Here is a 24,324-nt window from a genome sequence, read left to right as displayed (position 1 = left end):
CGGCGGAGAAGTGCGAGTAGCGTCCGCCCTCACCGCAGCGTCAACGCATGATCGAGCGTCCGCGCAGGCTGCGGTCCACGCCGGCGCTGCGCCGGCTGGTGGCCGAGACCTCTTTGGAGCCAAGGCATCTGGTGCTGCCGATGTTCGTCGCCGACGGGATAACGGAAGCTCGCCCCATCCCTTCTATGCCCGGTGTCTACCAGCACACCCGCGATTCGCTGCGGGCCGCGGCCGCCGACGCGGTGGCCGCGGGGGTGGGCGGCCTGATGCTGTTCGGCGTTCCGGCCGAGGCGGACAAGGACGCCACCGGCGCCGCGGGCATCGACCGCGACGGGATCCTCAACACCGCGTTGCGGGAGCTGGCCGCTGATCTCGGGGACGCCACCGTGTTGATGGCCGACACCTGCCTGGACGAGTTCACCGACCATGGCCACTGCGGCGTGCTCGACGACCGCGGCCGCATCGACAACGACGCGACCGTGGAGCGCTACGTGGAGCTGGCGGTGGCACAAGCGGAGTCCGGCGCACACGTGGTCAGTCCCAGCGGGATGATGGACGGCCAGGTCGCCGCCATCCGCGACGGGCTGGATGCCGCCGGGCACAGCGACGTGGTGATCCTGGCCTACGCGGCGAAATTCGCGTCGGCGTTCTACGGCCCGTTCCGCGACGCGGTCGCCTCCAGTCTGCAAGGCGACCGCCGCAGCTACCAGCAGGAGCCGGGCAATGCCCGCGAGGCACTGCGCGAGGTAGCCCTCGATCTCGCCCAGGGCGCCGACATCGTCATGGTCAAACCCGCCATGAGCTACCTGGACGTGATCGCGGCTGCCGCGGATCTCTCCCCGGTCCCGGTCGCCGCCTACCAGGTGTCCGGGGAGTACGCGATGATCGCCGCTGCCGCGGCCAACGGCTGGATCGACGGGCGGGCCGCCGCGCTCGAGTCGCTGATCGGCATCCGGCGCGCCGGCGCCGACATCGTGCTGAGCTACTGGGCGGTCGACGCGGCCGGCTGGCTGGCATGACGGGTCCGGATGTCGGGTCGCAGCCACCGGCGGCGACCCGGCCCGCCCGGCCGGCCGATGTCGACACCGGGTTCTGGCTCTGGCTGTCCGCGCTGCCGTTGATGACGACCGGATACGTGGTGAGCCTGCTGGTTGCCCCGGAACTCGCCGAGATGCCGGTGACTTACCCGATCATCGGCTTGACCGCGTTGGTGATGGTCGTGGTGGTGGCGACCTTCCTGGTGCTGATGCGCTCCGGGTACCGGTGGGCCCGCACCGTGTTGACCGGCGGAGCGATCGCGTCGGTGGCGTACGCGATGAGCGGGCTGTCACACCCCGATCCGAGGCCGGCGGTCGCGGTGACCATCGCGGTCACCGGCATCGTCGGATCGGTGCTGATCGCCGCCGGGACCTTCCTGCTGCACCGCTCCGACGCCCAGGAGTACCTGACCCGGTAACCGGTCGCGGCAGACTGGGGTGATGGATCCGGTGGAGGCACTGCGCCAGATCGCGTTCTACAAGGACCGGGCCCGCGAGGACCCGCGTCGGGTGATGGCCTATCGCCGCGCCGCCGACGTCATCGAGGCCCTGGGCGACGACGAGCGGCGCCGCCATGGCGTGGCCGAGAGCTGGCAGTCTCTGCCTGGCATCGGACCGAAGACCGCCGCGGTGATTGCGCAGGCCTGGGCCGGTGGGCAGCCCGACACCCTGGTGCGATTGCGCGACGAGGCGGCGGATCTGGGTGGTGGGGTGTTGCGCGCGGCGTTGCGCGGGGACCTGCATCTGCATTCGGACTGGTCGGACGGCTCAGCGCCGATCGAGGAGATGATGACCACCGCGGTGGCGCTGGGGCATGACTACTGCGCGCTGACTGATCATTCTCCGCGGCTGACCATCGCCAACGGACTCTCACCGCAGCGGTTACGCCACCAACTCGAGGTGATCGACGGGCTGCGGGAGCACTTTGCGCCGCTGCGGATCCTGACCGGCATCGAGGTCGACATCCTCGACGACGGCAGCCTGGATCAGGAGCCCGAGTTACTGGAGCGACTCGACATCGTGGTCGCCAGCGTGCACTCCAAGCTGGCGATGGAGTCGGGCGCGATGACGCGGCGGATGGTGCGCGCGGTCTCCGATCCGCGGGTCAACGTGCTCGGGCACTGCACCGGGCGGCTGGTGACCGGTGGGCGCGGCCGACGGGCGGAGTCACAGTTCGATGCCGAGGCGGTGTTCACCGCCTGCCGCGAGCACAACACCGCAGTGGAGATCAACTGCCGCCCGGAACGACGCGACCCACCAACCCGACTAATGCATCTCGCGCACGAGGTGGGGTGTCTGTTCAGCATTGACACTGACGCACATGCCCCGGGCCAGCTCGACTTCCTCGGCTTCGGCGCCCAGCGCGCGCTTGACGCCGAGATTGCGATCGAGCGGATTGTCAACACGTGGCCGGTCGAGGACCTGCTGGCCTGGGCGACGGCCTGAGAGTCCCGCGCCGGGCGGCCCGGTAACCGCGTTAGGCTGACCCGACATGTCTGAACCCGAGCCGACGGCACCGTCCGCACCGCTGTTCTTCGAATGCGGTGCCAGTTGGTATTGGGTGCTGTTCGGCCCGGTCGCCGGCGGACTGTTGCTGCTGATCCAGAACTCCGGCGGCGGTGAGTTCCAGCCGGTGATCCCGGCCATCATGATGGGGCTGGTCTCCGGCATGCTCGCCATTCAGGTGAAGGCGGCGCGGATCCACACCTCCGTCGAGCTCACCCGGGACACCCTGCGGCAGGGCACCGAAACCCTGCGGATCGCCGAGATCGTGATGATCTACCCCGAGGCCAAGCGGCCGACCGGCTGGGGCAAAGCCCAACCGGAGAAGTGGCAGGAATCCCGGGCGCTGGGCGAGTTGAGCGGGGTGCCACGCCGTCGGGTGGGCATCGGGCTGCGGCTGAGCGGGCGGCGCACGGTTCAGGCCTGGGCGCGGGATCACCGCAGGCTGCGTGCCGCGCTGACCGAATTGCTTCCCGAGGCGATTCCGCCCGGCGAGCTCACCCGGCCCGACGTCGACGACGACGCCGAAGAATCGTCATGGTGAGCACTCCGGTCGTCCGGGGGTGCGCCGAGCTCACCCTGGCCGGCGCCGCCGCGCTGGGCTGCGCCGTGAGCTGGATGCACGTCCGCTACCTGGTCCTGGTCGCGCCGGTGATCGACGGTGAACCGGCCACCACCTCGGTGACCTACCACCCGCGCATGTTGCTGCTGGCGCTGCTGTTGGCGACGGTCGCCGGTGTGCTGGCGGTGATCGGTACGGCGCGGCTGCGCCGGGCCCGTCGCCGATCGGAGCCCATATACCCCGCGGGGGTATCATCGACGGGGTGATCACCACCGACCTGGAACTGCGCGGAATGACCTGTGCGTCGTGCGCGGCGCGGGTGGAGCGCGGCCTGAACGCGCTCGACGGGGTGCACGCCACGGTGAATCTGGCGGTTGAGCGCGCCCACGTCGAGCATGACGACACCGTCTCGGCCGATGAGCTGCTGCGGGCCGTGGAATCGGCCGGCTACCAGGCCGCGGTGATCGGTGCGGCGCACGAGCACCCGGCCGAACACGCTGACGTGCCGGCCGGGCAACTGCGTCCCCGGCTGATCGGTTCGGCGCTGCTGGCCGCGCCGGTGGTGGCGCTGTCGATGGTGCCGGCCTGGCAGTTCAGCGGCTGGGGCTGGGTGGTGTTCGCGCTGACGGTCCCGATCGTGGTGTGGGGCGGCTACCCGTTCCACCGTGCCGCGCTGGCTAACGCCGCCCATGGCGCCGCCACCATGGACACCCTGGTGTCGCTGGGCACCGTGGCGGCCTTGTTGTGGTCGGCGGTCGCGGTCCTCACCGGGGCCGGCCATCTGTATTTCGAGGTGGCGGCGGTGGTGACCGTCTTCCTGTTGACTGGCCGCTATGCCGAGTCGCACGCCAAACGTTCGGCGGGCGCGGCGCTACGCGAACTGCTGGAACTCGGCGCCAAGGACGCCGCGGTGATGCGGCGCGGCCCGGACGGGCTGAAGGAGACCCGGGTGCCGATCGCCGACCTGCGGGTGGGTGATGTCGTCGTGGTCCGGCCGGGCGAGCGCATCGCCACCGACGGCGTCGTCATCGACGGCGCCACCGCGCTGGACACCTCGGCGATGACCGGTGAGTCACTGCCCACAGAAGTGGGAGTCGGCGCCGACGTTTTGGGCGGGTCACTCAACACCACCGGACTGGTGCTGGTCCGCGCCACCAAGGTGGGCGCCGACACCCAGCTGGCCCGGATGGCCAAGCTGGTCACAGACGCCCAGGCCGGCAAGGCGTCGATCCAGCGGCTGGCCGACCGGGTGTCGGCGGTGTTCGTGCCGGTGGTGCTGGTGATCGCCGCACTCACCCTCGCCGGGTGGCTGTTGGCCGGGCAATCCGCCGCGGCGGCGTTCACCGCCGCGGTGGCGGTGCTGATCATCGCTTGCCCGTGCGCGCTGGGGCTGGCCACCCCGACCGCCATCCTGGTCGGCACCGGCCGCGGCGCGCAGCTGGGCATCCTGATCAAGAATCCGCAGGTCCTCGAGGCCGTCAAGGACATCGACACCGTCGTATTCGACAAGACCGGAACGGTCACCACCGGCGTGATGGCCGTCGGCGGCCTCGCGGTCGACCGCGGCGAGAACCCCGACACCGTGCTGGCGCGCGCCGCCGCTGTCGAATCCGGATCCGAGCATCCGATCGCCGCGGCCATCGTGGCCGGCGCCAAAGCGGCCGGGCTGCCCATCGGGCGGGTGAGCGAGTTCGCCAGCCGGACCGGGCACGGGGTGAGCGGGGTGGTCGACGGGGTGCGGGTCGAGGTCACCCGATCGGCGGCCGCCCATGAGACCGGGACCGCCGTCGAGGTCTGCTGGGACGGCCGGACCCGGGGGACCATCACGCTGACCGACACCGTGCGATCGAGCAGCGCCGCGGCGGTGGATGAGCTCAAGGCCATGGGCATCACACCGATGCTGCTCACCGGCGACGGCGCGGCCGTGGCCCGCAAGGTCGCCGGCGAGGTCGGGATCGACCCGGCCGATGTCATCGCCAACGTGTTGCCCACCGACAAGGCCGACGCCGTCAAGCAGCTGCAGGCGCAGGGCCGGCGGGTGGCGATGGTCGGCGACGGCGTCAACGACTCGGTCGCGCTGGCCACCGCCGACATCGGGATGGCGATGGGCACCGGCACCGACGCCGCCATCGAGGCCGGCGACCTGACCCTGGTCCGCGGTGACCTGGGCACGGTCCCCACCGCGCTGCGGCTCTCGGCGCGCACGTTGCGCATCATCCGGCAGAACCTCGTCTGGGCGTTCGGCTACAACGTCGCCGCGATTCCGCTGGCGGCGGCCGGGTTGCTCAACCCGATGATCGCCGGTGCGGCGATGGCGGCGTCGTCGGTTCTGGTGGTGACCAACAGCCTGCGGTTACGGCGGTTCGCGCGGTAGTGTCCGCGAATCGTCTGACCCGGTCAACCGGCCCCCAGTGTGCATTCCGGGCGTGATTTCGCGCGTCCGACTGCCCTCAGCGCACACTCGGCGGCGACCGGCCGACGAACTCAGGAATCCAGCCAGGCCAACTGGGCGGGCAGTTGGGCCCGCCAGTAGGACACGTCGTGCCCGCCCGGTGAGAATCCGCCCGCCGGCGGTGGATTCAGCTGTCCGACGAAGCTTCGGGTCGCGTAGTAGAAGCTGTCCGACGTGCCGCAATCCACCCGCAGCGGGATGTGGGCCAGCTGCGGCACCAGGGTGAACGGCGAGTTCGTCCGCCAGTCGTCGACACTGTCGAACGCCCCGGCCGGCGCGCCGAAGTAGGTCATGTAGATCGCCGGGCTGATCGCGCAGATTCCGGCGGTCCGCGCCGGGCCCAGGCGGGTGCCCAGCAGCATCGCGCCGTAGCCGCCCATCGACCAGCCCATGAACCCGACCCGCGAGGTGTCGATGCCCTTGTCGGCCAGCATCGGGATCAGCTCACCCAGCACCATCGCCCCGGCGTCCTCGCCGGAGCCGTGCGGTCGCCAGTAGCTGTTGCCGCCATCGACGGCCACCACGGCGAACGGTGGCCGCCCCGACGCGGTCAGCTGCGCCAACTCCTCCTCGACGCCGAGATCCATCACCCAGGCGGCGTCGGCGTCCTTGCAGTGCAGCGCGATCACCGGGCGCAGCGGCGCGGTCTGCCCGGGCGGCCGGGCGATGATCCAGTTGGTCTCCACCCCGCCGCGGGCCGCGGACACGAACGACCCGGATTCCCGCGTGGGGTAGGTGTTCCCGGTGGCCCGTGACACGGCCGGCTGCCGCCCGACACCCACTCCGAACAGGCCCGCAGCCCCCGCGGCACCGACCCCAAGGCGCAACGCAGCCCGGCGGGTCACATCAGCCATGACGGTCATTATTTCCCGGCCCGCGTCGCGGTTGGTCAGGCACGCCGCGCCACCGATCAGGTTGATACGGGTTCGTTAGGAATCGTCAGGAACGTCGGGCGTCGGCGGCTGGCCGAACTGTTGGCGGAACGCCTCGACGGTGTAGCTCACCACGGTCGCCTCGCGCGGCGCGCGGACCGTCGCTGAGCGGGGGATACGGACCATCGGCCCGAGTTGGCCGGCGTAGTTGTCCGGTTTGCCGATCTTGAGCAGGCCGCCGCCGGTCCCGGAGGTCTCCGGGGCGATCTCCACCTCGCCCTCGGTGACGACGTAGATCAGGTCCTCCACGGTGCCCTGTTCCAGCAGCACCGCGCCGGGTCCCAGCCGCACCGGCGCCTGCTGGGCCCGCGCCGGCGTGGCGGTGGGCGAGAGCTGGATGACGATGTCGGCCAGCGGCACGATCCGGGTGTCGTGGGTGGCCACCACCACCACGCGGTCCCCGGCGGCGAGCACCCGCAACAGTTGCACGACCTCGCCGGCCCGGACGAAGTCCAGTTGCGCGGTGGGTTCGTCGGCCAGGATCAGTGGCGGGTCCAGTGCCAGGGCGCGCGCCACCGCGACGCGTTGCTGCTGACCGCCGCTGAGCTGGCCGGGCCGGTGGTGGGTCCGGTCGGCCAGGCCGACGCGGGTGAGCAGGTCCCGGGCGCGTTCGGTGGCCGACCACTGCGTCCAGCCGGCCGCCCACATCGGCACCATCACGTTCTCCAGCGCGGTCAGGCTGGCCACCAGGTTGAACGCCTGGAACACGATGCCGACGGTGCGGCGCCGGTAGGAGGTGATCTCCCGGCGGCTCAACGCGGTGACCTCGGTGGCGCCGAACCGGATTCGGCCGCTGGTCGGGCTGAGGATGCCGCCCAGACACGACAGCAGGGTGGTCTTGCCGCAGCCACTGGGCCCGAGGACCACCACCAGTGAGCCGGCCGGAATCTCCAGGCTCAGGCCGTGGATCGGCCGGATCGGTTCGCCGCTGCCGGTGGCGTATTCGATGACCAGATCGTTGATCCGCAGGTCTCCCATGGCCTACGGCCCCCCGAACGCCAGCACCGGGTCGACGGCCACCGCGTGCCGCAGGCCGGCCAGGCTGGCCAGCAGTCCGATGCCCACCGCGGTCAGCACCAGTAGCGCGAACGACGAGGTGGTCACCGCCACCAGCATCGGGAACAGCGGGCCGATCGCGACCGCCAGTGCCCCGCCGAGCACCGCCGCGGCCACCGCCACGGCCACCGCCTGCAGCGCCAGCCCGGCCAGCACCATCCCGGTGGTGACACCCAGTGCCTTGAACACCGCGAAGTCGCGGGTGCGCTCCAGCGCCGACAGGTAGATCAGCGAGCCCACGATCAGCGCGGCGACGCCCCACAGCAGCACCGACATGTACGACAGCGCCATCTGCGCCCCGGCCAGCGGGCGCACCATGTCGTCGACGGCGGCGGCCCGATCCACCACCCGGTAGCCCTCCGGCACCTCGGCCGGGGTGCCCCGCAGGCCGATCGCCGAGGCCACCGGCTGCCCGGAATACATCAGCCGCTGTGCGCCCGCCACGGTCAGGAAGGCGTTGGGCTGCCCGGCCAGCGTCGTCGACTTTCCCACCAGCCCGACGATGCGCAGCTTGCCCGCGCCCAGTTCGACGTCATCGCCGACGGCGCGTTTCAGCGTGGCGGACATCGCGATCTCGTTGGGCTCGGTCGGTGCGCGCCCCGCGGTGATCGGCGGCATCGCGGCCTTGGGCACCCCGTAGACATTCACGTTCAGCGGCGACTCGCCGTCCTGCAGGATGGTGTTGCCGTAGACCACCGGCAGCGCCGCCTCGACACCGGAGATCGCGGCGACATCCCCGGCCTCTTTCTGCGGGAACCGTGACGAGCCCATGAACGGACCGACCGCGGCCGTCTGGATCAGGTAGCTGTCGATCCCCAGCGAGTCGACGACGTGCTCGGCCTCGACCCGGAAGCCGTGGGTCAGTCCGGCCAGCACCAGGGTCAGGGCGAACACCATCGCGGTGCCGACGGCGGCGACGATGAACCGGCGCAGCCGCCACTGCAGGTCGCGCAACGCGGTGATCAGCATCCGCACGCGCGCATGTTATCGCAGCGTGCGGCTGTGACCGGCATCTCGGCAGGTCAGCGCAACCGCCCTTCGCATATCCACAATCCCCGGGCCTGCCGGGCGCTTTTCGGTTACAAATACACTCACGCCGGTTTACGTCGGCCCGTGCCCAGGGAGGGGGTCAGTGATGAATTACGCTGCCCTGCCGCCGGAGGTCAACTCGCTGCGCATCTATACCGGCCCGGGTTCCACGCCGATGCGGGCCGCCGCCGCGGCCTGGGGTGCGTTGTCCGCGGAACTGCACGCGGCGGTCACCTCGTATGAGTCGGTGATCGCCGAGCTGACCGGCCAGGCCTGGCTGGGACCGGCGTCGTTGGCGCTGGCGCAGTCGGCGGCGCGGTATGCGAGTTGGATGGCCGCCACCGCGGCGCAGGTCGATCACACGACGGCGCAGGCGAACGCGGCGGCCGCCGCCTACGAGGCGGCGTTCAGTGCGACGGTGCCGCCTACGGTGGTCGCCGCGAACCGGGCGCAGCTGCTGCTGCTGATCGCCACCAACGTGCTGGGCACCAACACCGCGGCGATCGCCGCCAATGAGGCCGCCTACGGCGAGATGTGGGCCCAGGACGCCGCCGCGATGTACTCCTACGCCGCGGCCTCGGCCGCCGCGACCGGGTTGGCGCCCTTCCAGCAGCCACCGCAGACCAGCAATCCGGCCGGACCGCTCAGTCAGGCCGCCGCGACCGGGGCGGCCGAAGCCACCTCGTCGTCGTCGAACGTCCAGTCGCTGCTGGGCGAGTTGGCCTCGGGGATCTTCGGGGCGCCGAACAACTCGATGCTGCAGGCGGCGGCGGCGACGGTGCCCGGAGCCGCCCAGGGCATCGAGGATCTGATCACGCTGCCGAGCCTCAGTGACATCGCGGGGCTGAGCGCGGCGCAGGTGGTCTCGCTGGTGCTGGCCTCGGGCGCCTGGATGGCGGCCGATGCCAGCACGCGGGAGATCCTCTACCAGCAGGACCGGCTGGAACAGGTCGAGTTCGAGATCCTGCACAACATCGACCTGTTCTCGCCGTTGACCCCGTCGCGGCCGGGTGGCTTCATCGGCGACGCGCTGTCGTCGGCGAATTCGGTGTCGATGTCGGCGTCGATGGGCGAGGCGGTCTCGGCGGGGAAACTGTCGGTGCCGATCAGCTGGGCCGCCAACGCCCCGGAGATCAAGACCCTGTCCTACACCACGCCGCTGGCCGGCCCGGGTGTGGGCGCCGCACCGGGCGGTTCGCTCGCCGGCGCCGGCGGTGCTTTCAGTCAGATGGCGCTCGCGGGCATGGGCGGCAGCGCCCTGGCAGGTTCGGTGAGTCGCGGGCGGGGCGGCGCGGATGTGGCACCGAAAGTCCAGCTGCCGCAGCCCGCGGCCGCCGCCGCGCCCGCTGCTTCCGGTGACGCCGAGGGTGCCCCCGGGCCGACGGCGATGGGCATCGCCGCCGAGATCCGCGAGTTCGCCGAGTTACGCGATCGCGGGTTGATCACCAACGACGAGTACAACGAGCAGAAGATGCGCCTGCTGGGCCAGTGACCGGTTCAGCCGGGCGTCGGGTCGTCGGGCTTCTCCCAGGTGTGCGGCAGCATCGGCGCCGCCGGGCCCGCGGTACTGTCGGTCAGGGTGGTCAATCCCGTTACCGTAGAACGTGTCTCGTGTGGAACGGTGCCCCGGAAACCCAGCTGGCCCGCGCCGCTGGCCGACGCCGCGATCCCGCCGGGGTCGAGGTATTCGTAGCGGTTGCCCGGATCGGTCAGGGTCTCGCGCTGTCGGCGTCGCCGCGCCTGCCTGGCCGTCGCGGTGGTCGCCGCCGCGGCAGCGGGCGGCTGCGACCGCTGGGCCGCCGCGGGCGCGGCGACGCGCATCTTCGCCGGCGCCCCGTAGGACGGTCCGCCGCCGACCAGGTACGGGAATGCCGCCGTCTCGGCGCCGGTGATCGGCGGCGGCATCACCGGGACGCCGCCACCGACGGTCGCCGCCGGTGCCGGGGTAGGCGGGGCCATAGCCGGGGGAGCCGCCGGCGCGGGGGCCGGCGGGGCCGCCAGGCCGGCTGGAGCGGCGGCGACGGGCACCGGTGGAGCCGGGGCGGGCAGCGCCGGCGCTGCCGGAACGTTGATCCCGGCCAGGCCGGCGACACCGGCGAAGCCGGCCAGCGGTGACGCGGGCGCGACCAGCGCGAGCATGGTCTCGGTCAGCGACGTCACGGCCGGCGCTATCCCCAGCACGATCTCGCCCGCGTAGTGCGGCGCGATCGTCATCAGCACCGGGTCGCTGATCAGGCTGACGAGCGGGTTGTTGCCGGCAAGATCGGCCTGGATGGCCTCGTTGATCTCCGCGATCCGGGTCGTCCACCAGCTCTGCTGGTAGATGTTGCCGAAGTCCTGGGTGGGGGCCTGGTCGGACCGATGCTGGTGGTCGCGGTGCTGCGGGGTATCGGGGTTGAGCACCGTCGGGGCGGTCGACGCGGCCGGAGCGGACGCCACCGCGGCGCCCGCCACGGTCTGATACGTCGACATCGTGGTGGCCGCCTGTACCCACATCCGGGTGTAGTCGGCCTCGTTGAGGGCGATCGGAATGGCGTTGATCCCGAAGAAGTTCGTCGCCACCAGCACCGCGTGAATGGCGTGGTTGGCAGCCAGTTCGGCCAGCGTGGGCATCGTGGCCAGCGCGGAAGTGTAGGCGGCGGCGGCGGTTTGGTGTTGGGTGGCCAATGTCATGGCATCGGCGCCGGCTTTGCTCAGCCAGGCCAGATACGGAACATTCGCTGCCACATAGGATTCCGCACTGGGGCCCTGCCAGGATCCGGCCTGCACCGCGGAGAGCATGGCGGACAGTTCTTGCGCCACCTCCGTGTATTCGGCGCTCAACGCGTCCCACATGCCGGCGGCCGCCAGCAGCGGGCCCGGGCCCGGACCGTTGCTCAGCAACGCCGAGTACACCTCCGGTGGTGACGCCATCCAGATCGGCTCCGTCATTGCTGCCTTCCCTGACCCGTTAATAATCGAATCTTAATCCTCAAATCGCGATTATTTCCTGGAAAATTCCTCTGAATGCGGGCGAATAAGGTTGATATCGCCGCATTCATGGACTCAATGGTGCGGTGGCGCACGCCCGCACCAGAAAGCCGCTCATGATCAGGCTCCGCACCAACTCGAGCTGCTGGGCGGCAGTCAGCCCGGGTAGTTCACCGACCCGGAATGACTCGGTGGCATCGGACAGAAACCACATCGCGGCTTCATGATCGGGGCGGGCGCTGACGACCAATTGGGCGAACTGCAGGCCGACGCCGTCCACCGTCCGGGTCACCCGGGAATAGAGCGGCTGCTGCTTGCGCACCAGGGTGTCGGCATCGATCCCGACGGTGTCGGCGACCTGTCCGACCACCGGGCAGCGGGCGCGGCGCACCAGCAGATCCTGCATGGCGCCAAGGCCTTCCGCCAGCGCAGCGGGGGTCTCGACGGCGGCGAGCGCATCCCGGACCACCGCGCCCAGGCCGGCTTGCAGCTGTGGGTCGTCCAAATGCCTTGCGGGCAGCCGGGTGTGCACGACGTCGTCGCGCAGGCTCAACAGTTGCAGCGTGTGAGTCAGCAGCGTGAGCACCGTCGGCACGTGGATACCCACCGTCAGATGAAGCGACGACTCCGACGTCGTCTCGGCCGAATGCACCCGCCCCCGAGGCACATACAGGGTGTCCCCGGCGCTCAGGTGCAGGCTGGTGGGCTCGGGCAGGCCGGCCGGATCGACCTCGTGCAGCTGCTGCATCAGGTGCGGCGGTATCGGCTCGTCGCCGTAGAAGTGCCAGGTCTTGTGGCCCTGGATCTGCAGCACCAGCACGTCGTGGTGGTCGTAGTGCGGCAGGAAACCCACGGCGGACGGCGGGGTGACGTAGGCGTTGACGTGGGTCGGGAAATTCAGTTCGACCTCGACGCCGTGGGTCAGCGTCGACATCGGGCGCAGGTACTTCTCGATGTTGTTGCAGATGATCGTGTAGCCGTTGTCCAGCTCCGCGTGGATTCGGCCCAGGTCCAGGGTGCCGTCGGCGAGCGTGTACTGCTCCGGGGCCAGATGGTCGGCTCCGCGCACCAGCCGCACCGCGGACGGCTCGGTGCGCAGCGACTCCAGCAGCTGCCCGGCCGTCGCGAGCCCGGACAGCCCGTCGAAGTAGTCGGCGCGGTCCCGGCCGATGTGATGCAGCGCGGCGCCCCACAGCTCGTCGAGGAAGGTCTGCACCGTCACCGGCGCCAGCAGCCAGGCGAGCGGGAACTCGAAACCTGGGAACACTCCGTAGCCATCGCCGGCCGACACCGGCACAAAAATACACCTGCGACGGCCAAGTGTTAACCCAGCGAGTGCGGGTCATTACCGCTGGATCGGTCCTCACATACTGACGAACATCGATTTAAGTTCCTCAGTTGTGGCATGGGAGTTGCGCTGGTTACAGTCGGCGAATGCCCCGTCAGTGCGCTGAGAGCCGAACCCATCGCCCCGTTCGCCACCCCGGCAGTCGAGTGGTGGGCGCCGCGACATCGGTAGGCACGTTCCTGGCGCTGGGACTGAGCCCGGTCGCCACCGCGCCGGCCCGAGCCGACTTCGACGACCTGTTCTCGCTGGATCAGTTCCTCGACGATTTCGCGCTGGCCGACCCGGGCGCGACCGCCGGGGACACGCTGGATCTCGGCCAGGTGGGCACCGACATCTATACCTGGACATCGGTCGTGGAGGTCGTTTTCGCCGGGCTGGTCCAGAATCAGCTCTACGCCACCATCCACGACCTGGGCACCTTGTGGATGATGGGTCCCGGCGCCTTGATCGACCCGATCATCAACCCGCTCTTCGCTTTTGACGGCGCCTGCGGCCTGATCTGCGACGGTGTCGACGGAACCGTCGACCACCCCGACGGCGGCGACGGCGGTTGGCTGTTCGGCGACGGCGGCAACGGCTACGGCGCGGGCAGCGACGAGAACATCGCCGCGGGGGTGACCGGCGGCGACGGCGGCGACGCGAAGATGATCGGCAACGGCGGCTGGGGCGGGGACGGCGGCGCCAGCGGCGACGGCGGCGTCGGGGGGACCGGTGGGTGGCTGCTGGGCAACGGCGGCGAAGGCGGCTGGGGCGGTGACGGCCTGGACAGCATCACCGGCCCGGCCGGCGACGGCGGTACCGGCGGGCTCGGCGGCGACGCCATCTCATTGTTCGGCGCCGGCGGTCGCGGCGGGGACGGCGGCGACGGTGGCTGGGGCAACGGCGGCGGCGACGGCGGCCACGGCGGTGACGCCGGCGATGGCGGAAACGGGGTGGCCGGCTTCGGTGGCCCGGGCGGGTCCGGCGGTTACGGCGGCAACGGCGGCGCCGGCACCGAGGATCACCCCAGCGGGGGCAATGGCGGGGACGGCGGCGCGGCCGGCAACGCCGGCAACCTGGTGTTCATGGGCAACGCCGGGCCGGGAGGCTTCAGTGCCCCGGGTGGTAACGGCGGCGACGGCCTGGCCGGTTCGCCGGACGGCGACGGCGGCAACGGCGGCCATGGTGGCGACGGCGGCGCCGGCGGCTACGGAGGTGTCCCCAGCCACGGTCGGGCGGCCGGCGCCGGTGGAAGCGGCGGTGCGGCCGGGTCGTGGTCCGCCACGGCCGGCAACGGTGGCGACGGCGGTGACGGCGCCGTGGGCATGCTCGGCCACCCCTACGCCGGCGAGAGCGGCGCCGGCGGCAAGGGCGGCACCGGTGGGGCCGGTGGTTCCGGTACGGCCGATCATCCCGACGGCGGAACCGGGGGCCTCGGCGGAAACGGCGGTGACGCCGGTAGCGGCGCCGCCGCGACCGCCGGCGGCGCCGGGGGCACCGGCGGTGCCGGCGGCGCTCCCGCTGCCGGCGGAGCGGTCGGTCCGGGCGGAGGCGGTGGTGACGGCGGAAACGGCGGCGATGGCGTCGAGGCCGGCGCGGCCGGTGCGGCGGGCGCCGGTGGGCCCGGCAACCCGGACGGACCCCCGGGGCAGCCGGGCGCACCCGGCACGGAAACGGGGTGACGCGCCGCCGGCGTCAGGCCCGGTCCAGCAGCAGGGTGTGCGCCACGCCGGCGCGCCCGAGCAGTTGGCGCCACGGCGACTTCAGCAGCCCGGCGGCTTCGCCGGTCGGCACCACCCGCGGGTTGGTGACGGCAAAGGTCTTGCCACCCATCTTGGCTCGCCCGCCGTTGGCGGCCTGAAGGTTCTTCACCCAGTCCCGGCCGGTGCCGTAGGGCAGCAGCACCGCGACGCCGTCGGCGGTGTGGAACATCGAGACCGGGGTGCGGTACGTCGCACCGGAGCGACGGCCGGTGTGCTCGATGATCGACCACATCGGCACCCAGCCCGAGATCGGGCGGAACAGCGGATTGGTCACCACCCGGTTGAACCGGGCGCGTCGCTCGGAGAACTGCATCCTCAGTCCAGCCTGGTCAGCAGCACCGCCTGCTCGAACGGCAGCCGCGCGAAGACCGCCTGGGCCCGGCCGCGCACGTGCTGCGCCGCCTCGGCTTTGGTGACCACCTGCGGGTTGCTCACCGCGAAGGTCTTGCCGTGGCGGCGCATTCTGCCGCCACCGGCGGCGATGATGTTCTTCAGCCAGTCCCGGTCCGGGCCGTAGGTGAGCAGGATCGCCACCCCGTCGTCGGTGCTGAACACGCTCAGCGGGGTGCGGTAGGGCTTGCCGGAGCGTCGGCCGACGTGCTCGAGGATGCCGAATGAAGGCGTCCAGCCGGCCCACATCCGCTGGATCGGGTTGGTGACATGCCGGTTGAACCGGGCCAGCCGTTGCGGTAGTTGCATGATGGTCATCCAACCCCGAGCGCACGATCACCTCAACCCCCGTCAACTACACCCTGTAGTCGGCGGAGCCGCGCGAGCTGGGACACTGGTCGTCGTGGTTGGTGCGGATCGTGTCACGGCGGCATCCGCGCGGCTGTTCGAGCAGGCCTGCGCGGTCACCCCAGGCGGGGTGAACTCACCGGTCCGCGCCTTCGCCGCCGTCGGCGGCACCCCGCCGTTCATCGACCGCGCCCAGGGCTGCTGGCTCACCGACGCCGACGGCAACCGCTACGTCGACCTGGTCTGCTCCTGGGGCCCGATGATCCTCGGCCATGCCCATCCGGCGGTCGTCGACGCGGTCCGACAGGCCGCCGGCGGCGGTCTGTCATTCGGGGCGCCGACGCGCACCGAGACCGAGCTGGCCGCCGAGATCGTCGCCCGGGTGCCGGCGGTGAGCAAGATCCGGCTGGTCAACTCCGGCACCGAGGCCACCATGAGCGCGTTGCGGCTGGCCCGCGGCTTCACCGGCCGGCCCAAGGTCGTCAAATTCTCCGGCTGCTACCACGGCCACGTCGACGCGCTGCTGGCCGACGCCGGCTCCGGGGTGGCCACCCTGGGGCTGCCGTCGTCGCCGGGCGTCACCGGTGCCACCGCCGCCGACACCATCGTGTTGCCCTACAACGACGTTGCTGCGGTGCGCGCAGCGTTCAGCGAGTTCGGTGATCAGATCGCGGCGGTCATCACCGAGGCCAGCCCCGGCAACATGGGCGTGGTGGCGCCGGCGCCCGGCTTCAACGCCGAGCTGCGGGCGATCGCGAGCGAACACGGAGCGCTGCTGATCGTCGATGAGGTGATGACCGGCTTTCGGGTCAGCGCCAGTGGCTGGTACGGGCTCGATCCGGTGGATGCCGACCTGTTCACCTTCGGCAAGGTGATCAGCGGCGGGTTGCCGGCCGCGGCGTTCGGCGGCCGGGCGGAGGTGATGGACCGGCTGGCACCGCTGGGGCCGGTCTATCAGGCCGGCACGCTGTCCGGGAACCCGGTGGCGGTCGCTGCCGGGCTGGCCACGCTGCGTGCCGCGGACGCCGACGTCTACGCCGCCCTCGATGAGAACGCCGACCGGCTGACCGCGCTGCTGTCGCAAGCGTTGACCGACGCCGGTGTGCCGCACCAGATTCCGCGTGCCGGCAATATGTTCAGCGTGTTCTTCGCCGAGCAGCCGGTCACCGATTTCGCCACCGCCAAGGCCAGCCAGACCTGGCGGTTCCGGGCGTTCTTCCACGCATTGCTCGATGCCGGCGTCTACCCGCCCTGCAGCGCCTTCGAGGCCTGGTTCGTCTCGGCTGCGCTCAGCGACGCGGCGTTCGAACGGATCGCCGCGGCACTGCCGGCCGCCGCCCGCGCCGCCGCCACCACCGGAGAGCCGAAACCCTGATGCAGACCCGCGTACACCTGATCCGCCACGGCGAGGTCCACAACCCCGGCGGCATTCTCTACGGCCGCATCCCGGGTTTCCGGCTGTCTGACACCGGCCGGGCCCAGGCCGTCGCCGCCGCTGAGATGCTGGCCGATGCCGACATCGTCGCCGTCATCGCCTCGCCGCTGCAGCGCGCCCAGGAGACCGCCGCGCCGATCGCCGCCCGACACGACCTGCCGGTCGACACCGACGACAATCTCATCGAGTCGACCAACGTCTTCGAGGGCAAACGGGTTTCACCCGGTGACGGCGCCTGGCGCAACCCGCGATACTGGTGGCATCTGCGCAACCCGCTCACCCCGACCTGGGGCGAACCGTATGCCGACATCGCCGCGCGGATGGCCACCGCGGTGGACAAGGCACGGTCCCGTGCCACCGGTCACGAGGTGGTGTGCGTCAGCCACCAGCTGCCGGTGTGGACGGTGCGGCAGCACCTCAGCGGCAACCGGCTCTGGCACGATCCGCGCCGGCGCCAGTGCGATGTGGGCTCGGTGACCACGCTGATCTATGACGGTGATCGGCTGGTCGACGTCGACTACCGTGTCCCGTCCGGCGGCTGACGATGCGGGCGGTGCTGATCGCCGGGGTGGTGGCGGCCGCCCTGGTCTCGGGCTGCTCGACCGGTGACGACGCCGTCACTCACGGCGGCACCTTCGAGTTCGTCTCGCCCGGCGGCAAGACCGACATCTTCTACGACCCGCCGGCCGATCGTGGGAAGCCCGGCCCGATCTCCGGGCCCGACCTGATGGACCCATCGCGCACCATCGGCGTCGACGACTTCGCCGGCAAGGTCGTCGTCCTCAACGTGTGGGGGCAGTGGTGCGGTCCGTGTCGCACCGAGATCTCCCAGCTGCAAAAGGTTTACGACGACACCCGCTCGCAAGGAGTGGCGTTCCTGGGTATCGACGTCCGCGACCCCGAACCGCAGGCGCCTCGTGACTTCATCACCGACCGCAACATCACCTATCCGTCGATCTACGACCCGGCGATGCGCACCATGATCGCCTTCGGCGGCCGGTTTCCGTCATCGGTCATCCCGGCGACCATGGTGCTCGACCGGCAACACCGGGTGGCGGCGGTGTTCCTGCGCGAGGTGCTCGCCGAAGACCTGCAGCCGGTAGTGGCGCGGCTGGTCTCAGAAAGCGTTGAAAGCGCTGAAAGCACCGGGGCGCCGCGGTGAGCAGCCTGACCGCGATCGCCACCACCGGCCCACTGCTGCTGGCCGTCGCGGTGTCGGCGCTGGCCGGACTGGTGTCCTTCGCCTCGCCGTGCGTCGTGCCGCTGGTGCCGGGCTACTTGTCGTACCTGGCGGCGGTGGTCGGTATCGAGGAGCGAGCAGAACAACCCGGCGGCGGCCCGCTGAAAGCCCCACCGGCGGCGAGGTGGCGGGTGGCGGGGTCGGCGGCACTGTTCGTCGCCGGGTTCACCGCGGTGTTCCTGCTGGGCTCGATCGCCGTGCTCGGCATGACCACCACGCTGATCAGCAACCAGGTGCTGCTGGAGCGGATCGGCGGTGTGGTAACCATCGCGATGGGACTGGTGTTCATCGGCTTCGTGCCGGCGCTGCAACGCCAGGTCCGCTTCAACCCGCGGCAGCTCTCGACGGTGCTGGGCGCGCCACTGTTGGGAGCGGTGTTCGCGCTGGGCTGGACACCGTGCCTGGGGCCGACCCTGACCGGGGTGATCGCGGTCGCCTCGGCCACCGACGGCTCCGGCGTGGCCCGCGGGGTGGTGCTGGTGATCGCCTACTGCCTGGGGCTGGGCATCCCGTTCGTGGCGCTGGCCTTCGGCTCGGCCAGCGCGGTGGCCGGACTGGGCTGGCTGCGCCGGCACACCCGGACCATCCAGATCCTGGGCGGGGTGCTGCTGATCGCGGTCGGATTGGCGTTGGTCACCGGCGCCTGGGGCCACTTCGTGGCCGCGGTGCGTGACGGGCTGATCTCCGATGTCAGGCTGCCGATCTGATGGTTACGTCACCCCCGCCGGCGGGAACCACCACATCACCCCCGCGAGCAGACACCAAAGCCCCCAAAACGGCGCGCTTCAAGGGGCTTTCGCGCCTGCTCGCGCTGCTGCGCAACACCTGGCGTGCGCTGACCTCCATGGGCACCGCGCTGGTGCTGCTGTTCCTCCTCGCGCTGGCCGCCATCCCCGGGGCGCTGCTGCCGCAACGAAACCTCAACGCCGCCAAAGTCGATGAGTACCTGGCGCTGCACCCGGTGCTGGGGCCGTGGCTGGACGAGTTGGAGGCGTTCGACGTCTTCTCCAGTTTCTGGTTCACCGCCATCTACGTGCTGCTGTGCATCTCGCTGGTCGGCTGCCTGACCCCGCGGACCCTCGAGCACCTGCGCAACCTGCGCGCCACCCCGGTCCCCGCGCCGCGCAACCTGGCCCGGCTTCCCAAGCACGCCGAGGCGCAGCTGGTCGGCGATCCCGACGAGCTCGGCGCCGAGCTGGCCGGGCGGCTGCGGGGCTGGCGGCGCATCACCCGCACGGCTGAAAGCACCGTCGAGATCTCCGCGGAGAAGGGCTATCTGCGCGAGTTCGGCAACCTCACCTTCCATTTCGCGCTGCTGGGCCTGCTGGCCGCGGTCGCGGCCGGCCGGCTGTTCGGCTACGAGGGAAACGTGATGGTCATCGCCGACGGCGGTCCGGGGTTCTGTTCGGCGTCACCGGCGGCGTTCGACTCGTTCCGCGCCGGCACCACCGTCGACGGCACCCGACTGCACCCGATGTGCATCCGGGTCCACGACTTCGACGCCAACTACCTGGACTCCGGGTTGGCCACCGCGTATACCGCGCACATCGACTACCAGGTCGGCGATGATCTGAGCACCGACCAGTGGCGCCCGTACCTGCTGGAGGTCAACCATCCGCTGCGGGTGGGCGGCGTGCGGGCCTACCTGCAGGGCCACGGCTATGCGCCCACCTTCACCGTGATCTTCCCCGACGGGCAGACCCGCACCCAGACGGTGCAGTTCCGTCCCGACAACCCGCTGACCCTGCTGTCGTCGGGCGCCATGCGCTTCGACCCGCCGGCCGGGACCTATCCCGATCCGGGCGAGCGGCGCAAACACCAGATCGGCATCCAGGGGCTGTTCGCGCCGACCGAGGAACTCGACAACAAACTGCTGTCGTCGGCGTTCCCGGCGCTGCGCGATCCCGCCGTGGCCATCGACGTCTACCGCGGTGACACCGGCCTGGACACCGGCCGTCCGCAGGGACTGTTCACGCTGGACTCCCGGCTGATCCACCAGGGCCGGATGACCAAGGTGGCCCGGTCCAACCTGAAGGCCGGTGAGCACATCCGCCTTGACGACGGCACCCTGGTGCGGTTCGACGGCGCGGTGCCGTTCGTCAACATCCAGGTGTCCCACGACCCGGCCGACATCTGGGTGCTGGTGTTCGCGATGACGATGATGGCCGGCCTGGTGGTGTCGCTGGTGGTGCGCCGCCGCCGGATCTGGATCCGGATCACCGCGGAGCCGACGCGGCAGGCCGGTACCGTCAACGTCGAGCTGGGCGGCCTGGCACGCACCGACAACTCCGGCTGGGGTGACGAGTTCGAGCGACTGACCACGCGATTGCTGGCCGGGTTCGACACCGGCAAGGAGGACTAGATGAATAGCACCCATATCGACGTCGGGCTGGCGCGCTACTCCGATTGGGCGTTCACCTCGGCGCTGGTCGTGCTGGTGATCGCGCTGCTGCTGCTGGCCGTCGAACTGGCCTACAGCCGCGCTCGCAGCTCCGCCGGGGCCGAGCTGGTACCGGCCGGGAAGGTCAGCGCCGACAGCGCCACCCCCGGCGTGGTGGTGCCGGCGCCCCGGCGGCCGTTCGACGAGCGGGTGGGCCGGGCCGGGCTGGCCCTGGTCTACCTGGGCATCGCGCTGCTGCTGGCCTGCATCGTGTTCCGCGGCGCCGCCACGCTGCGCCCGCCGTGGGGCAACATGTACGAGTTCATCAACCTGACCTGCTTCTCCGGCCTGCTGGCCGCCGCGGTCGCGCTGCGCCGCCCGCAATACCGCAGCCTGTGGGTGTTCGTGCTGCTGCCGGTGCTGATCCTGCTCACAATCTCCGGGCGCTGGCTTTATGCCACCGCCGCCCCGGTGATGCCGGCGCTGCAGTCCTACTGGCTGCCGATCCACGTGTCGGTGGTCAGCATCGGCTCCGGAGTGTTCCTGGTCGCCGGGGTGGCCAGCATCCTGTTCCTGGTGCGATCGACGCGGCTGAGCGACCCCGACGCGCCCGGTGCGCTGGCCCGGATGGTGCGCCGGTTGCCGGACGCGCAAACCCTGGACCGCATCGCCTACCGGACGACCATCTTCGCGTTCCCGGTGTTCGGTTTCGGCGTGATCTTCGGCGCAATCTGGGCCGAAGGTGCCTGGGGCCGCTACTGGGGCTGGGACCCGAAGGAGACGGTCTCCTTCGTCGCCTGGGTCATCTACGCCGCCTATTTGCATGCCAGGTCGACGGCCGGGTGGCGCGATTACAAGGCGGCTTGGATCAACGTCGCTGGCTTCGTGGCGATGATTTTCAACCTGTTCTTCGTCAATCTGGTGACGGTGGGACTGCACTCGTATGCCGGAGTCGGCTAACACTGCTGACAGAAAGCGTTAGGGCGGCTGCGCTACCCTGCGCTTACTGCCCACCGACTGGATCCAACTGATGGGGGAGATATCAGTGTCCGACCATGCACCGGGTGACGCCACCCAGGGCCACGAGATGACGGATCATCCGACCACCCAGTTCCGGCCGTATCAGCAGGTCACCGGGGCGGACGAGGCCCCTAGCGGTGATCCGGACACCGGCTCGTTGCAGCAGCGGAACGAGGGCGCTGATGGTGCTGATGGTTCGGTGACCCGGTCCTTCGGCGGCTTCCGCACCGAACGCCGGTTCGCCGAACCGCTCGACCCATGGCCGGCGCCCACCGAGACCCAAGCCCAGCAACAGCAGTGGAACCCCGGACCGGCGACCTGGGTCCCGCAGCCGATGGACAACCCGCCGCCGGTCTACTACGGCGGTCAGGCCGGCGGCCCCGGTAGCCCCGGCGGGGCGGGCAATGCCCCGTATCGCCCGGCGGAGCCCATCGCGCCGTTCTCGGATCTGTCCACCACCTCACTGTTGCGGCAGGTCAAGCCGCCGCCGACGTCGGGCTGGCGCCGACTGCTCTATGTGCTGTCCGGGCAGTTGATCAATGTTGGGGAGAGCCCGCGGACCGCCCGCTACAACGACCTGGTGGTGCAGGTCAACCGGCCGCTGCAGGGCTGTCACCGGATCGCGGTGCTGTCGCTCAAGGGCGGCGTCGGCAAGACGACCGTCACCGCGACGCTGGGCGCCACCTTCGCCTCCATCCGTGGCGACCGGGTGGTGGCCGTGGACGCCAACCCGGACCGGGGCACGCTGAGCCAGAAGGTGCCGATGGAGACCCCGGCCACCGTGCGCCACCTGCTGCGCGACGCCGACGGCATCCAGCGCTACAGCGACGTCCGCAGCTACACCAACCAGGGGCCCAGCCGGCTGGAGGTGCTGGCCTCGGAGACCGATCCGGCGGTGTCGGAGGCGTTCAGCGCCGAGGACTACGCCCGCACGCTGCAGGTGCTGGAGCGGTTCTACAGCCTGGTCCTCACCGACTGCGGCACCGGCCTGATGCACTCGGCCATGTCGGCGGTGCTGTCCAAGGCAGACACCATGATCGTGGTCAGCTCCGGCTCGGTCGACGGCGCGCGCAGCGCTTCGGCGACGCTGGACTGGCTCGACGCGCACGGCCACGAGGAGCTGGTGCGCAACTCGATCGCCGTGATCAACGCCGTGCGGCCGCGGTCGGGCAAGGTCGACATGCAGAAGGTGGTCGACCACTTCTCCCGGCGGTGCCGTGCGGTGCGCCTGGTGCCGTTCGACCCGCACCTGGAGGAGGGCGCCGAGATCGACATGCTGCGCCTCAAGCGCGAGACCCGCGAGGCCCTGGTCGAGCTGGCCGCCGTGGTCGCCGAGGCGTTCCCGGGCGACGACCGGTTCAACCAGCACTTCGTGTAGCGCGGTCAGCGCGCTACGGCTTGTTGTCGCCCTGGCTGAGTTTCCACAGGAAATCCGGATCGTCATCCGGACCGATGACGCGCGTCTTCGGCCGCGACCGGCTGGCGCGCAGACCGAGGTAGACCAGTGTCCCCACGGTCAGGATGAGGAGCAGGTAGAGCACTCTCGACACCTCCTGGCGCCGAATATACCGTTAGCGGCCCCGAAGCCTCGCTGAGCCGACAGTAGGCTTGATGACCGTGACAGAGGGTGAGCCCCGGATGGGCCGTGCGGTGATCGATGTGGCGGTGTACACGGCTGCCCGGCTGGCGCTGGTGGTGGTGTTGAGCGCGGTGATCTACGGGCTGGGGCGGTTGGTCGGCCTGAGCGACTTCCCGCCGATCATCGCGATGCTGTTGGCGCTGATCATCGCGCTGCCGTTGGGTATGTGGATCTTCACCCCGCTGCGCCGGCGCGCCACCGAGAGCATGGCCGCCGCCGGCGAGCGGCGCCGGCGCGATCGGGCGGATCTGCAGGCCCGGCTACGCGGGGAGTGAGCTTTCCCGTTGATGCGATGAAAGGGCGGGCCTCCGCTCCTTCATCGCATCAATGGGTTTCACTGGGGGACGGACAGCGCCACCGCCTCCACCACCGCCCACACCAGCATCGTCAAGCCGGTGTCGCGCAGCACCGGGATCAGCGCGACACCGCCCTGCCCGGAGCGCACCGGGGCGCTGGCCCGCAGCGCCAGCGGCGCGGCGATGAATCCGGCCGCGCACCACGGCGTGGCCCGCATCAGCGCGAATGTCAGCAGGCCGGCCAGCGCCACCAGCAGCTGAAACAGCACTCTCGTGCGGGCATCGCCGAGTCGCACCGCCAGCGTGATCTTGCCGGCCGGTTCGTCGCTGGCGATGTCGCGCAGATTGTTGGCCACCAGCACCGCCGACGACAGCGCGCCGACACCGACCGCCAGCACCACCCCGACCCAGTCCACCCGCAGTGCCTGGGTGTACTGGGTGCCCAGCACCGCGACCAGGCCGAAGAACACGAACACCGCGATCTCGCCGAACCCGGCGTAGCCGTACGGCCGTGATCCGCCGGTGTAGAGCCACGCCCCGGCGATACAGGCCGCGCCGACGGCCAGCAGCCACGGGGCGCTGACCAGCGCAAGCGCCAGCCCGGCCAGCGCGCCGACCGACAGCGCGACGATCGCCGCCGTCAGCACCGCGCGCGGCGTGGCCAACCGCGAGCCGACCAGCCGCAGCGGTCCGGTTCGGTCGTCGTCGGTGCCGCGGACGCCGTCGGAGTAGTCGTTGGCGAAGTTCACCCCGATGATCAGCGCCACCGCGACCGTCAGCGCCAGCAGCGCCTTCCACCACACCGCGGCGCCCAGCCAGGCAGCCGCGCCGGTTCCAGCGACCACCGGGGCGATCGCATTGGGCAGGGTGCGGGGACGCGCGCCTTCGATCCACTGTGCAAAGCTGGCCCTTTCAGACATGGGCACGATCCTTGCACGCGGGAGG

Annotated in this window: 25 protein-coding genes; 16 read left to right on the top strand and 9 right to left on the bottom strand. The window is 70.8% G+C overall.

What is annotated here, in order from left to right; translation table 11 throughout:
* Nucleotides 1–47: 47 nt before the first annotated feature.
* Genes hemB through BST10_RS10555 form a run of 6 tightly spaced genes read left to right on the top strand, consistent with a single transcriptional unit; the run spans nucleotide 48 to nucleotide 5,476 of the window.
* Nucleotides 48–1,019 (top strand): porphobilinogen synthase, encoded by a 972-nt coding sequence (gene hemB / locus BST10_RS10580; protein WP_081465464.1) that lies wholly within the window; start codon nucleotides 48–50, stop codon nucleotides 1,017–1,019.
* Complete coding sequence (locus tag BST10_RS10575; RefSeq protein ID WP_013827450.1) at nucleotides 1,016–1,456, top strand: hypothetical protein; 441 nt, start codon at nucleotides 1,016–1,018, stop codon at nucleotides 1,454–1,456. The genes hemB and BST10_RS10575 overlap by 4 nt, the downstream gene beginning before the upstream one ends.
* A 22-nt stretch (nucleotides 1,457–1,478) precedes the next feature.
* The gene (locus BST10_RS10570; protein WP_013827451.1) at nucleotides 1,479–2,483 is read left to right on the top strand and encodes a PHP domain-containing protein; all 1,005 of its coding nucleotides are present in this window, start codon (nucleotides 1,479–1,481) and stop codon (nucleotides 2,481–2,483) included.
* A gap of 46 nt (nucleotides 2,484–2,529) precedes the next feature.
* On the top strand, nucleotides 2,530–3,084 hold the full coding sequence (locus BST10_RS10565) for a hypothetical protein (RefSeq protein ID WP_013827452.1): 555 nt from the start codon (nucleotides 2,530–2,532) through the stop codon (nucleotides 3,082–3,084).
* Nucleotides 3,078–3,368 carry a hypothetical protein gene (locus BST10_RS10560; RefSeq protein ID WP_083037731.1) on the top strand — a complete coding sequence of 97 codons (291 nt, stop codon included), beginning with the start codon at nucleotides 3,078–3,080 and terminating at the stop codon, nucleotides 3,366–3,368. Before BST10_RS10565 ends, BST10_RS10560 begins: the two co-directional genes overlap by 7 nt.
* A 26-nt stretch (nucleotides 3,369–3,394) precedes the next feature.
* Complete coding sequence (locus BST10_RS10555) at nucleotides 3,395–5,476, top strand: heavy metal translocating P-type ATPase (RefSeq protein ID WP_083037782.1); 2,082 nt, start codon at nucleotides 3,395–3,397, stop codon at nucleotides 5,474–5,476.
* A gap of 110 nt (nucleotides 5,477–5,586) precedes the next feature.
* On the opposite strand, the gene BST10_RS10550 is transcribed toward BST10_RS10555, so the two are convergent.
* From BST10_RS10550 to BST10_RS10540, 3 genes are all read right to left on the bottom strand, one after another.
* Entirely contained in the window at nucleotides 5,587–6,420 is an 834-nt protein-coding gene (locus BST10_RS10550; RefSeq protein WP_163762432.1) for an alpha/beta hydrolase, read from the bottom strand.
* A 63-nt stretch (nucleotides 6,421–6,483) separates the two neighbouring features.
* Nucleotides 6,484–7,464 carry an ABC transporter ATP-binding protein gene (locus BST10_RS10545; RefSeq protein ID WP_083037729.1) on the bottom strand — a complete coding sequence of 327 codons (981 nt, stop codon included), beginning with the start codon at nucleotides 7,462–7,464 and terminating at the stop codon, nucleotides 6,484–6,486.
* A 3-nt stretch (nucleotides 7,465–7,467) separates the two neighbouring features.
* Nucleotides 7,468–8,511 carry an ABC transporter permease gene (locus tag BST10_RS10540; RefSeq protein ID WP_083037781.1) on the bottom strand — a complete coding sequence of 348 codons (1,044 nt, stop codon included), beginning with the start codon at nucleotides 8,509–8,511 and terminating at the stop codon, nucleotides 7,468–7,470.
* 166 nt (nucleotides 8,512–8,677) lie between these two features.
* Between BST10_RS10540 and BST10_RS10535 the strand changes: the two genes are divergently transcribed.
* Nucleotides 8,678–10,063: a PPE family protein, SVP subgroup gene (locus BST10_RS10535; protein ID WP_083037728.1), complete on the top strand. Its 1,386-nt coding sequence runs from the start codon at nucleotides 8,678–8,680 to the stop codon at nucleotides 10,061–10,063.
* A 5-nt stretch (nucleotides 10,064–10,068) separates the two neighbouring features.
* Here the strand turns inward: BST10_RS10535 and BST10_RS10530 are convergent, their stop codons facing one another.
* Entirely contained in the window at nucleotides 10,069–11,502 is a 1,434-nt protein-coding gene (locus tag BST10_RS10530) for a PPE domain-containing protein (protein WP_083037727.1), read from the bottom strand.
* Nucleotides 11,503–11,608: 106 nt separating this feature from the next.
* Nucleotides 11,609–12,838 carry a JmjC domain-containing protein gene (locus BST10_RS10525; RefSeq protein ID WP_083037726.1) on the bottom strand — a complete coding sequence of 410 codons (1,230 nt, stop codon included), beginning with the start codon at nucleotides 12,836–12,838 and terminating at the stop codon, nucleotides 11,609–11,611.
* Between the two features lie 137 nt (nucleotides 12,839–12,975).
* Here BST10_RS10525 and BST10_RS24160 point away from each other — a divergent pair, with 137 nt between their 5' ends.
* Entirely contained in the window at nucleotides 12,976–14,550 is a 1,575-nt protein-coding gene (locus BST10_RS24160; RefSeq protein WP_163762408.1) for a PGRS repeat-containing protein, read from the top strand.
* A 13-nt stretch (nucleotides 14,551–14,563) separates the two neighbouring features.
* On the opposite strand, the gene BST10_RS10515 is transcribed toward BST10_RS24160, so the two are convergent.
* Nucleotides 14,564–14,944, bottom strand: a complete 381-nt coding sequence (locus tag BST10_RS10515; RefSeq protein ID WP_013827462.1) for a nitroreductase family deazaflavin-dependent oxidoreductase — start codon at nucleotides 14,942–14,944, stop codon at nucleotides 14,564–14,566.
* Between the two features lie 2 nt (nucleotides 14,945–14,946).
* Nucleotides 14,947–15,330 carry a nitroreductase family deazaflavin-dependent oxidoreductase gene (locus BST10_RS10510; protein ID WP_083037780.1) on the bottom strand — a complete coding sequence of 128 codons (384 nt, stop codon included), beginning with the start codon at nucleotides 15,328–15,330 and terminating at the stop codon, nucleotides 14,947–14,949.
* Between the two features lie 85 nt (nucleotides 15,331–15,415).
* Here BST10_RS10510 and hemL point away from each other — a divergent pair, with 85 nt between their 5' ends.
* From hemL to BST10_RS10475, 7 genes are all read left to right on the top strand, one after another.
* Nucleotides 15,416–16,744, top strand: coding sequence for a glutamate-1-semialdehyde 2,1-aminomutase (hemL, locus tag BST10_RS10505; RefSeq protein ID WP_083037779.1), 1,329 nt, complete (start codon nucleotides 15,416–15,418; stop codon nucleotides 16,742–16,744).
* The gene (locus tag BST10_RS10500) at nucleotides 16,744–17,346 is read left to right on the top strand and encodes a histidine phosphatase family protein (RefSeq protein ID WP_083037725.1); all 603 of its coding nucleotides are present in this window, start codon (nucleotides 16,744–16,746) and stop codon (nucleotides 17,344–17,346) included. The genes hemL and BST10_RS10500 overlap by 1 nt, the downstream gene beginning before the upstream one ends.
* 2 nt (nucleotides 17,347–17,348) lie before the next feature.
* Nucleotides 17,349–17,966 carry a TlpA disulfide reductase family protein gene (locus tag BST10_RS10495; protein ID WP_083037724.1) on the top strand — a complete coding sequence of 206 codons (618 nt, stop codon included), beginning with the start codon at nucleotides 17,349–17,351 and terminating at the stop codon, nucleotides 17,964–17,966.
* Nucleotides 17,963–18,751 carry a cytochrome c biogenesis CcdA family protein gene (locus BST10_RS10490; protein WP_083037723.1) on the top strand — a complete coding sequence of 263 codons (789 nt, stop codon included), beginning with the start codon at nucleotides 17,963–17,965 and terminating at the stop codon, nucleotides 18,749–18,751. The genes BST10_RS10495 and BST10_RS10490 overlap by 4 nt, the downstream gene beginning before the upstream one ends.
* Entirely contained in the window at nucleotides 18,751–20,406 is a 1,656-nt protein-coding gene (locus tag BST10_RS10485; RefSeq protein ID WP_109559468.1) for a cytochrome c biogenesis protein ResB, read from the top strand. The genes BST10_RS10490 and BST10_RS10485 overlap by 1 nt, the downstream gene beginning before the upstream one ends.
* On the top strand, nucleotides 20,407–21,384 hold the full coding sequence (gene ccsB, locus BST10_RS10480) for a c-type cytochrome biogenesis protein CcsB (protein WP_083037722.1): 978 nt from the start codon (nucleotides 20,407–20,409) through the stop codon (nucleotides 21,382–21,384).
* A gap of 79 nt (nucleotides 21,385–21,463) precedes the next feature.
* The gene (locus tag BST10_RS10475; RefSeq protein ID WP_371869240.1) at nucleotides 21,464–22,822 is read left to right on the top strand and encodes a nucleotide-binding protein; all 1,359 of its coding nucleotides are present in this window, start codon (nucleotides 21,464–21,466) and stop codon (nucleotides 22,820–22,822) included.
* 13 nt (nucleotides 22,823–22,835) lie between these two features.
* Here the strand turns inward: BST10_RS10475 and BST10_RS23270 are convergent, their stop codons facing one another.
* Entirely contained in the window at nucleotides 22,836–22,985 is a 150-nt protein-coding gene (locus BST10_RS23270; RefSeq protein ID WP_165757190.1) for a hypothetical protein, read from the bottom strand.
* A 70-nt stretch (nucleotides 22,986–23,055) separates the two neighbouring features.
* Between BST10_RS23270 and BST10_RS10470 the strand changes: the two genes are divergently transcribed.
* A complete protein-coding gene (locus BST10_RS10470; protein WP_235673688.1) occupies nucleotides 23,056–23,358 on the top strand; it encodes a DUF4229 domain-containing protein in 303 nt (100 codons plus the stop codon).
* Between the two features lie 59 nt (nucleotides 23,359–23,417).
* Here BST10_RS10470 and BST10_RS10465 read toward each other — a convergent pair whose 3' ends face one another.
* The gene (locus BST10_RS10465; protein WP_083037719.1) at nucleotides 23,418–24,299 is read right to left on the bottom strand and encodes a 1,4-dihydroxy-2-naphthoate polyprenyltransferase; all 882 of its coding nucleotides are present in this window, start codon (nucleotides 24,297–24,299) and stop codon (nucleotides 23,418–23,420) included.
* Between the last annotated feature and the right edge of the window lie 25 nt (nucleotides 24,300–24,324).

Source organism: Mycolicibacter algericus DSM 45454 (assembly GCF_002086455.1).
GTDB lineage: Bacteria > Actinomycetota > Actinomycetes > Mycobacteriales > Mycobacteriaceae > Mycobacterium > Mycobacterium algericum.
The sequence above is the reverse complement of the archived record's forward strand: the minus strand, read 5'-3'. Positions and strand labels throughout refer to the sequence as shown.

Coding starts and splice junctions, on each gene's coding strand:
- hemB (WP_081465464.1), top strand. CDS start 48: ATGATCGAGCGTCCGCGCAGGCTGCGGTCCACGCCGGCGCTGCGCCGG.
- BST10_RS10575 (WP_013827450.1), top strand. CDS start 1,016: ATGACGGGTCCGGATGTCGGGTCGCAGCCACCGGCGGCGACCCGGCCC.
- BST10_RS10570 (WP_013827451.1), top strand. CDS start 1,479: ATGGATCCGGTGGAGGCACTGCGCCAGATCGCGTTCTACAAGGACCGG.
- BST10_RS10565 (WP_013827452.1), top strand. CDS start 2,530: ATGTCTGAACCCGAGCCGACGGCACCGTCCGCACCGCTGTTCTTCGAA.
- BST10_RS10560 (WP_083037731.1), top strand. CDS start 3,078: ATGGTGAGCACTCCGGTCGTCCGGGGGTGCGCCGAGCTCACCCTGGCC.
- BST10_RS10555 (WP_083037782.1), top strand. CDS start 3,395: ATGACCTGTGCGTCGTGCGCGGCGCGGGTGGAGCGCGGCCTGAACGCG.
- BST10_RS10545 (WP_083037729.1), bottom strand. CDS start 7,464: ATGGGAGACCTGCGGATCAACGATCTGGTCATCGAATACGCCACCGGC.
- BST10_RS10540 (WP_083037781.1), bottom strand. CDS start 8,511: ATGCTGATCACCGCGTTGCGCGACCTGCAGTGGCGGCTGCGCCGGTTC.
- BST10_RS10535 (WP_083037728.1), top strand. CDS start 8,678: ATGAATTACGCTGCCCTGCCGCCGGAGGTCAACTCGCTGCGCATCTAT.
- BST10_RS10530 (WP_083037727.1), bottom strand. CDS start 11,502: ATGACGGAGCCGATCTGGATGGCGTCACCACCGGAGGTGTACTCGGCG.
- BST10_RS24160 (WP_163762408.1), top strand. CDS start 12,976: ATGCCCCGTCAGTGCGCTGAGAGCCGAACCCATCGCCCCGTTCGCCAC.
- BST10_RS10515 (WP_013827462.1), bottom strand. CDS start 14,944: ATGCAGTTCTCCGAGCGACGCGCCCGGTTCAACCGGGTGGTGACCAAT.
- BST10_RS10510 (WP_083037780.1), bottom strand. CDS start 15,330: ATGCAACTACCGCAACGGCTGGCCCGGTTCAACCGGCATGTCACCAAC.
- BST10_RS10500 (WP_083037725.1), top strand. CDS start 16,744: ATGCAGACCCGCGTACACCTGATCCGCCACGGCGAGGTCCACAACCCC.
- BST10_RS10495 (WP_083037724.1), top strand. CDS start 17,349: ATGCGGGCGGTGCTGATCGCCGGGGTGGTGGCGGCCGCCCTGGTCTCG.
- BST10_RS10485 (WP_109559468.1), top strand. CDS start 18,751: ATGGTTACGTCACCCCCGCCGGCGGGAACCACCACATCACCCCCGCGA.
- ccsB (WP_083037722.1), top strand. CDS start 20,407: ATGAATAGCACCCATATCGACGTCGGGCTGGCGCGCTACTCCGATTGG.
- BST10_RS10470 (WP_235673688.1), top strand. CDS start 23,056: ATGACCGTGACAGAGGGTGAGCCCCGGATGGGCCGTGCGGTGATCGAT.
- BST10_RS10465 (WP_083037719.1), bottom strand. CDS start 24,299: ATGTCTGAAAGGGCCAGCTTTGCACAGTGGATCGAAGGCGCGCGTCCC.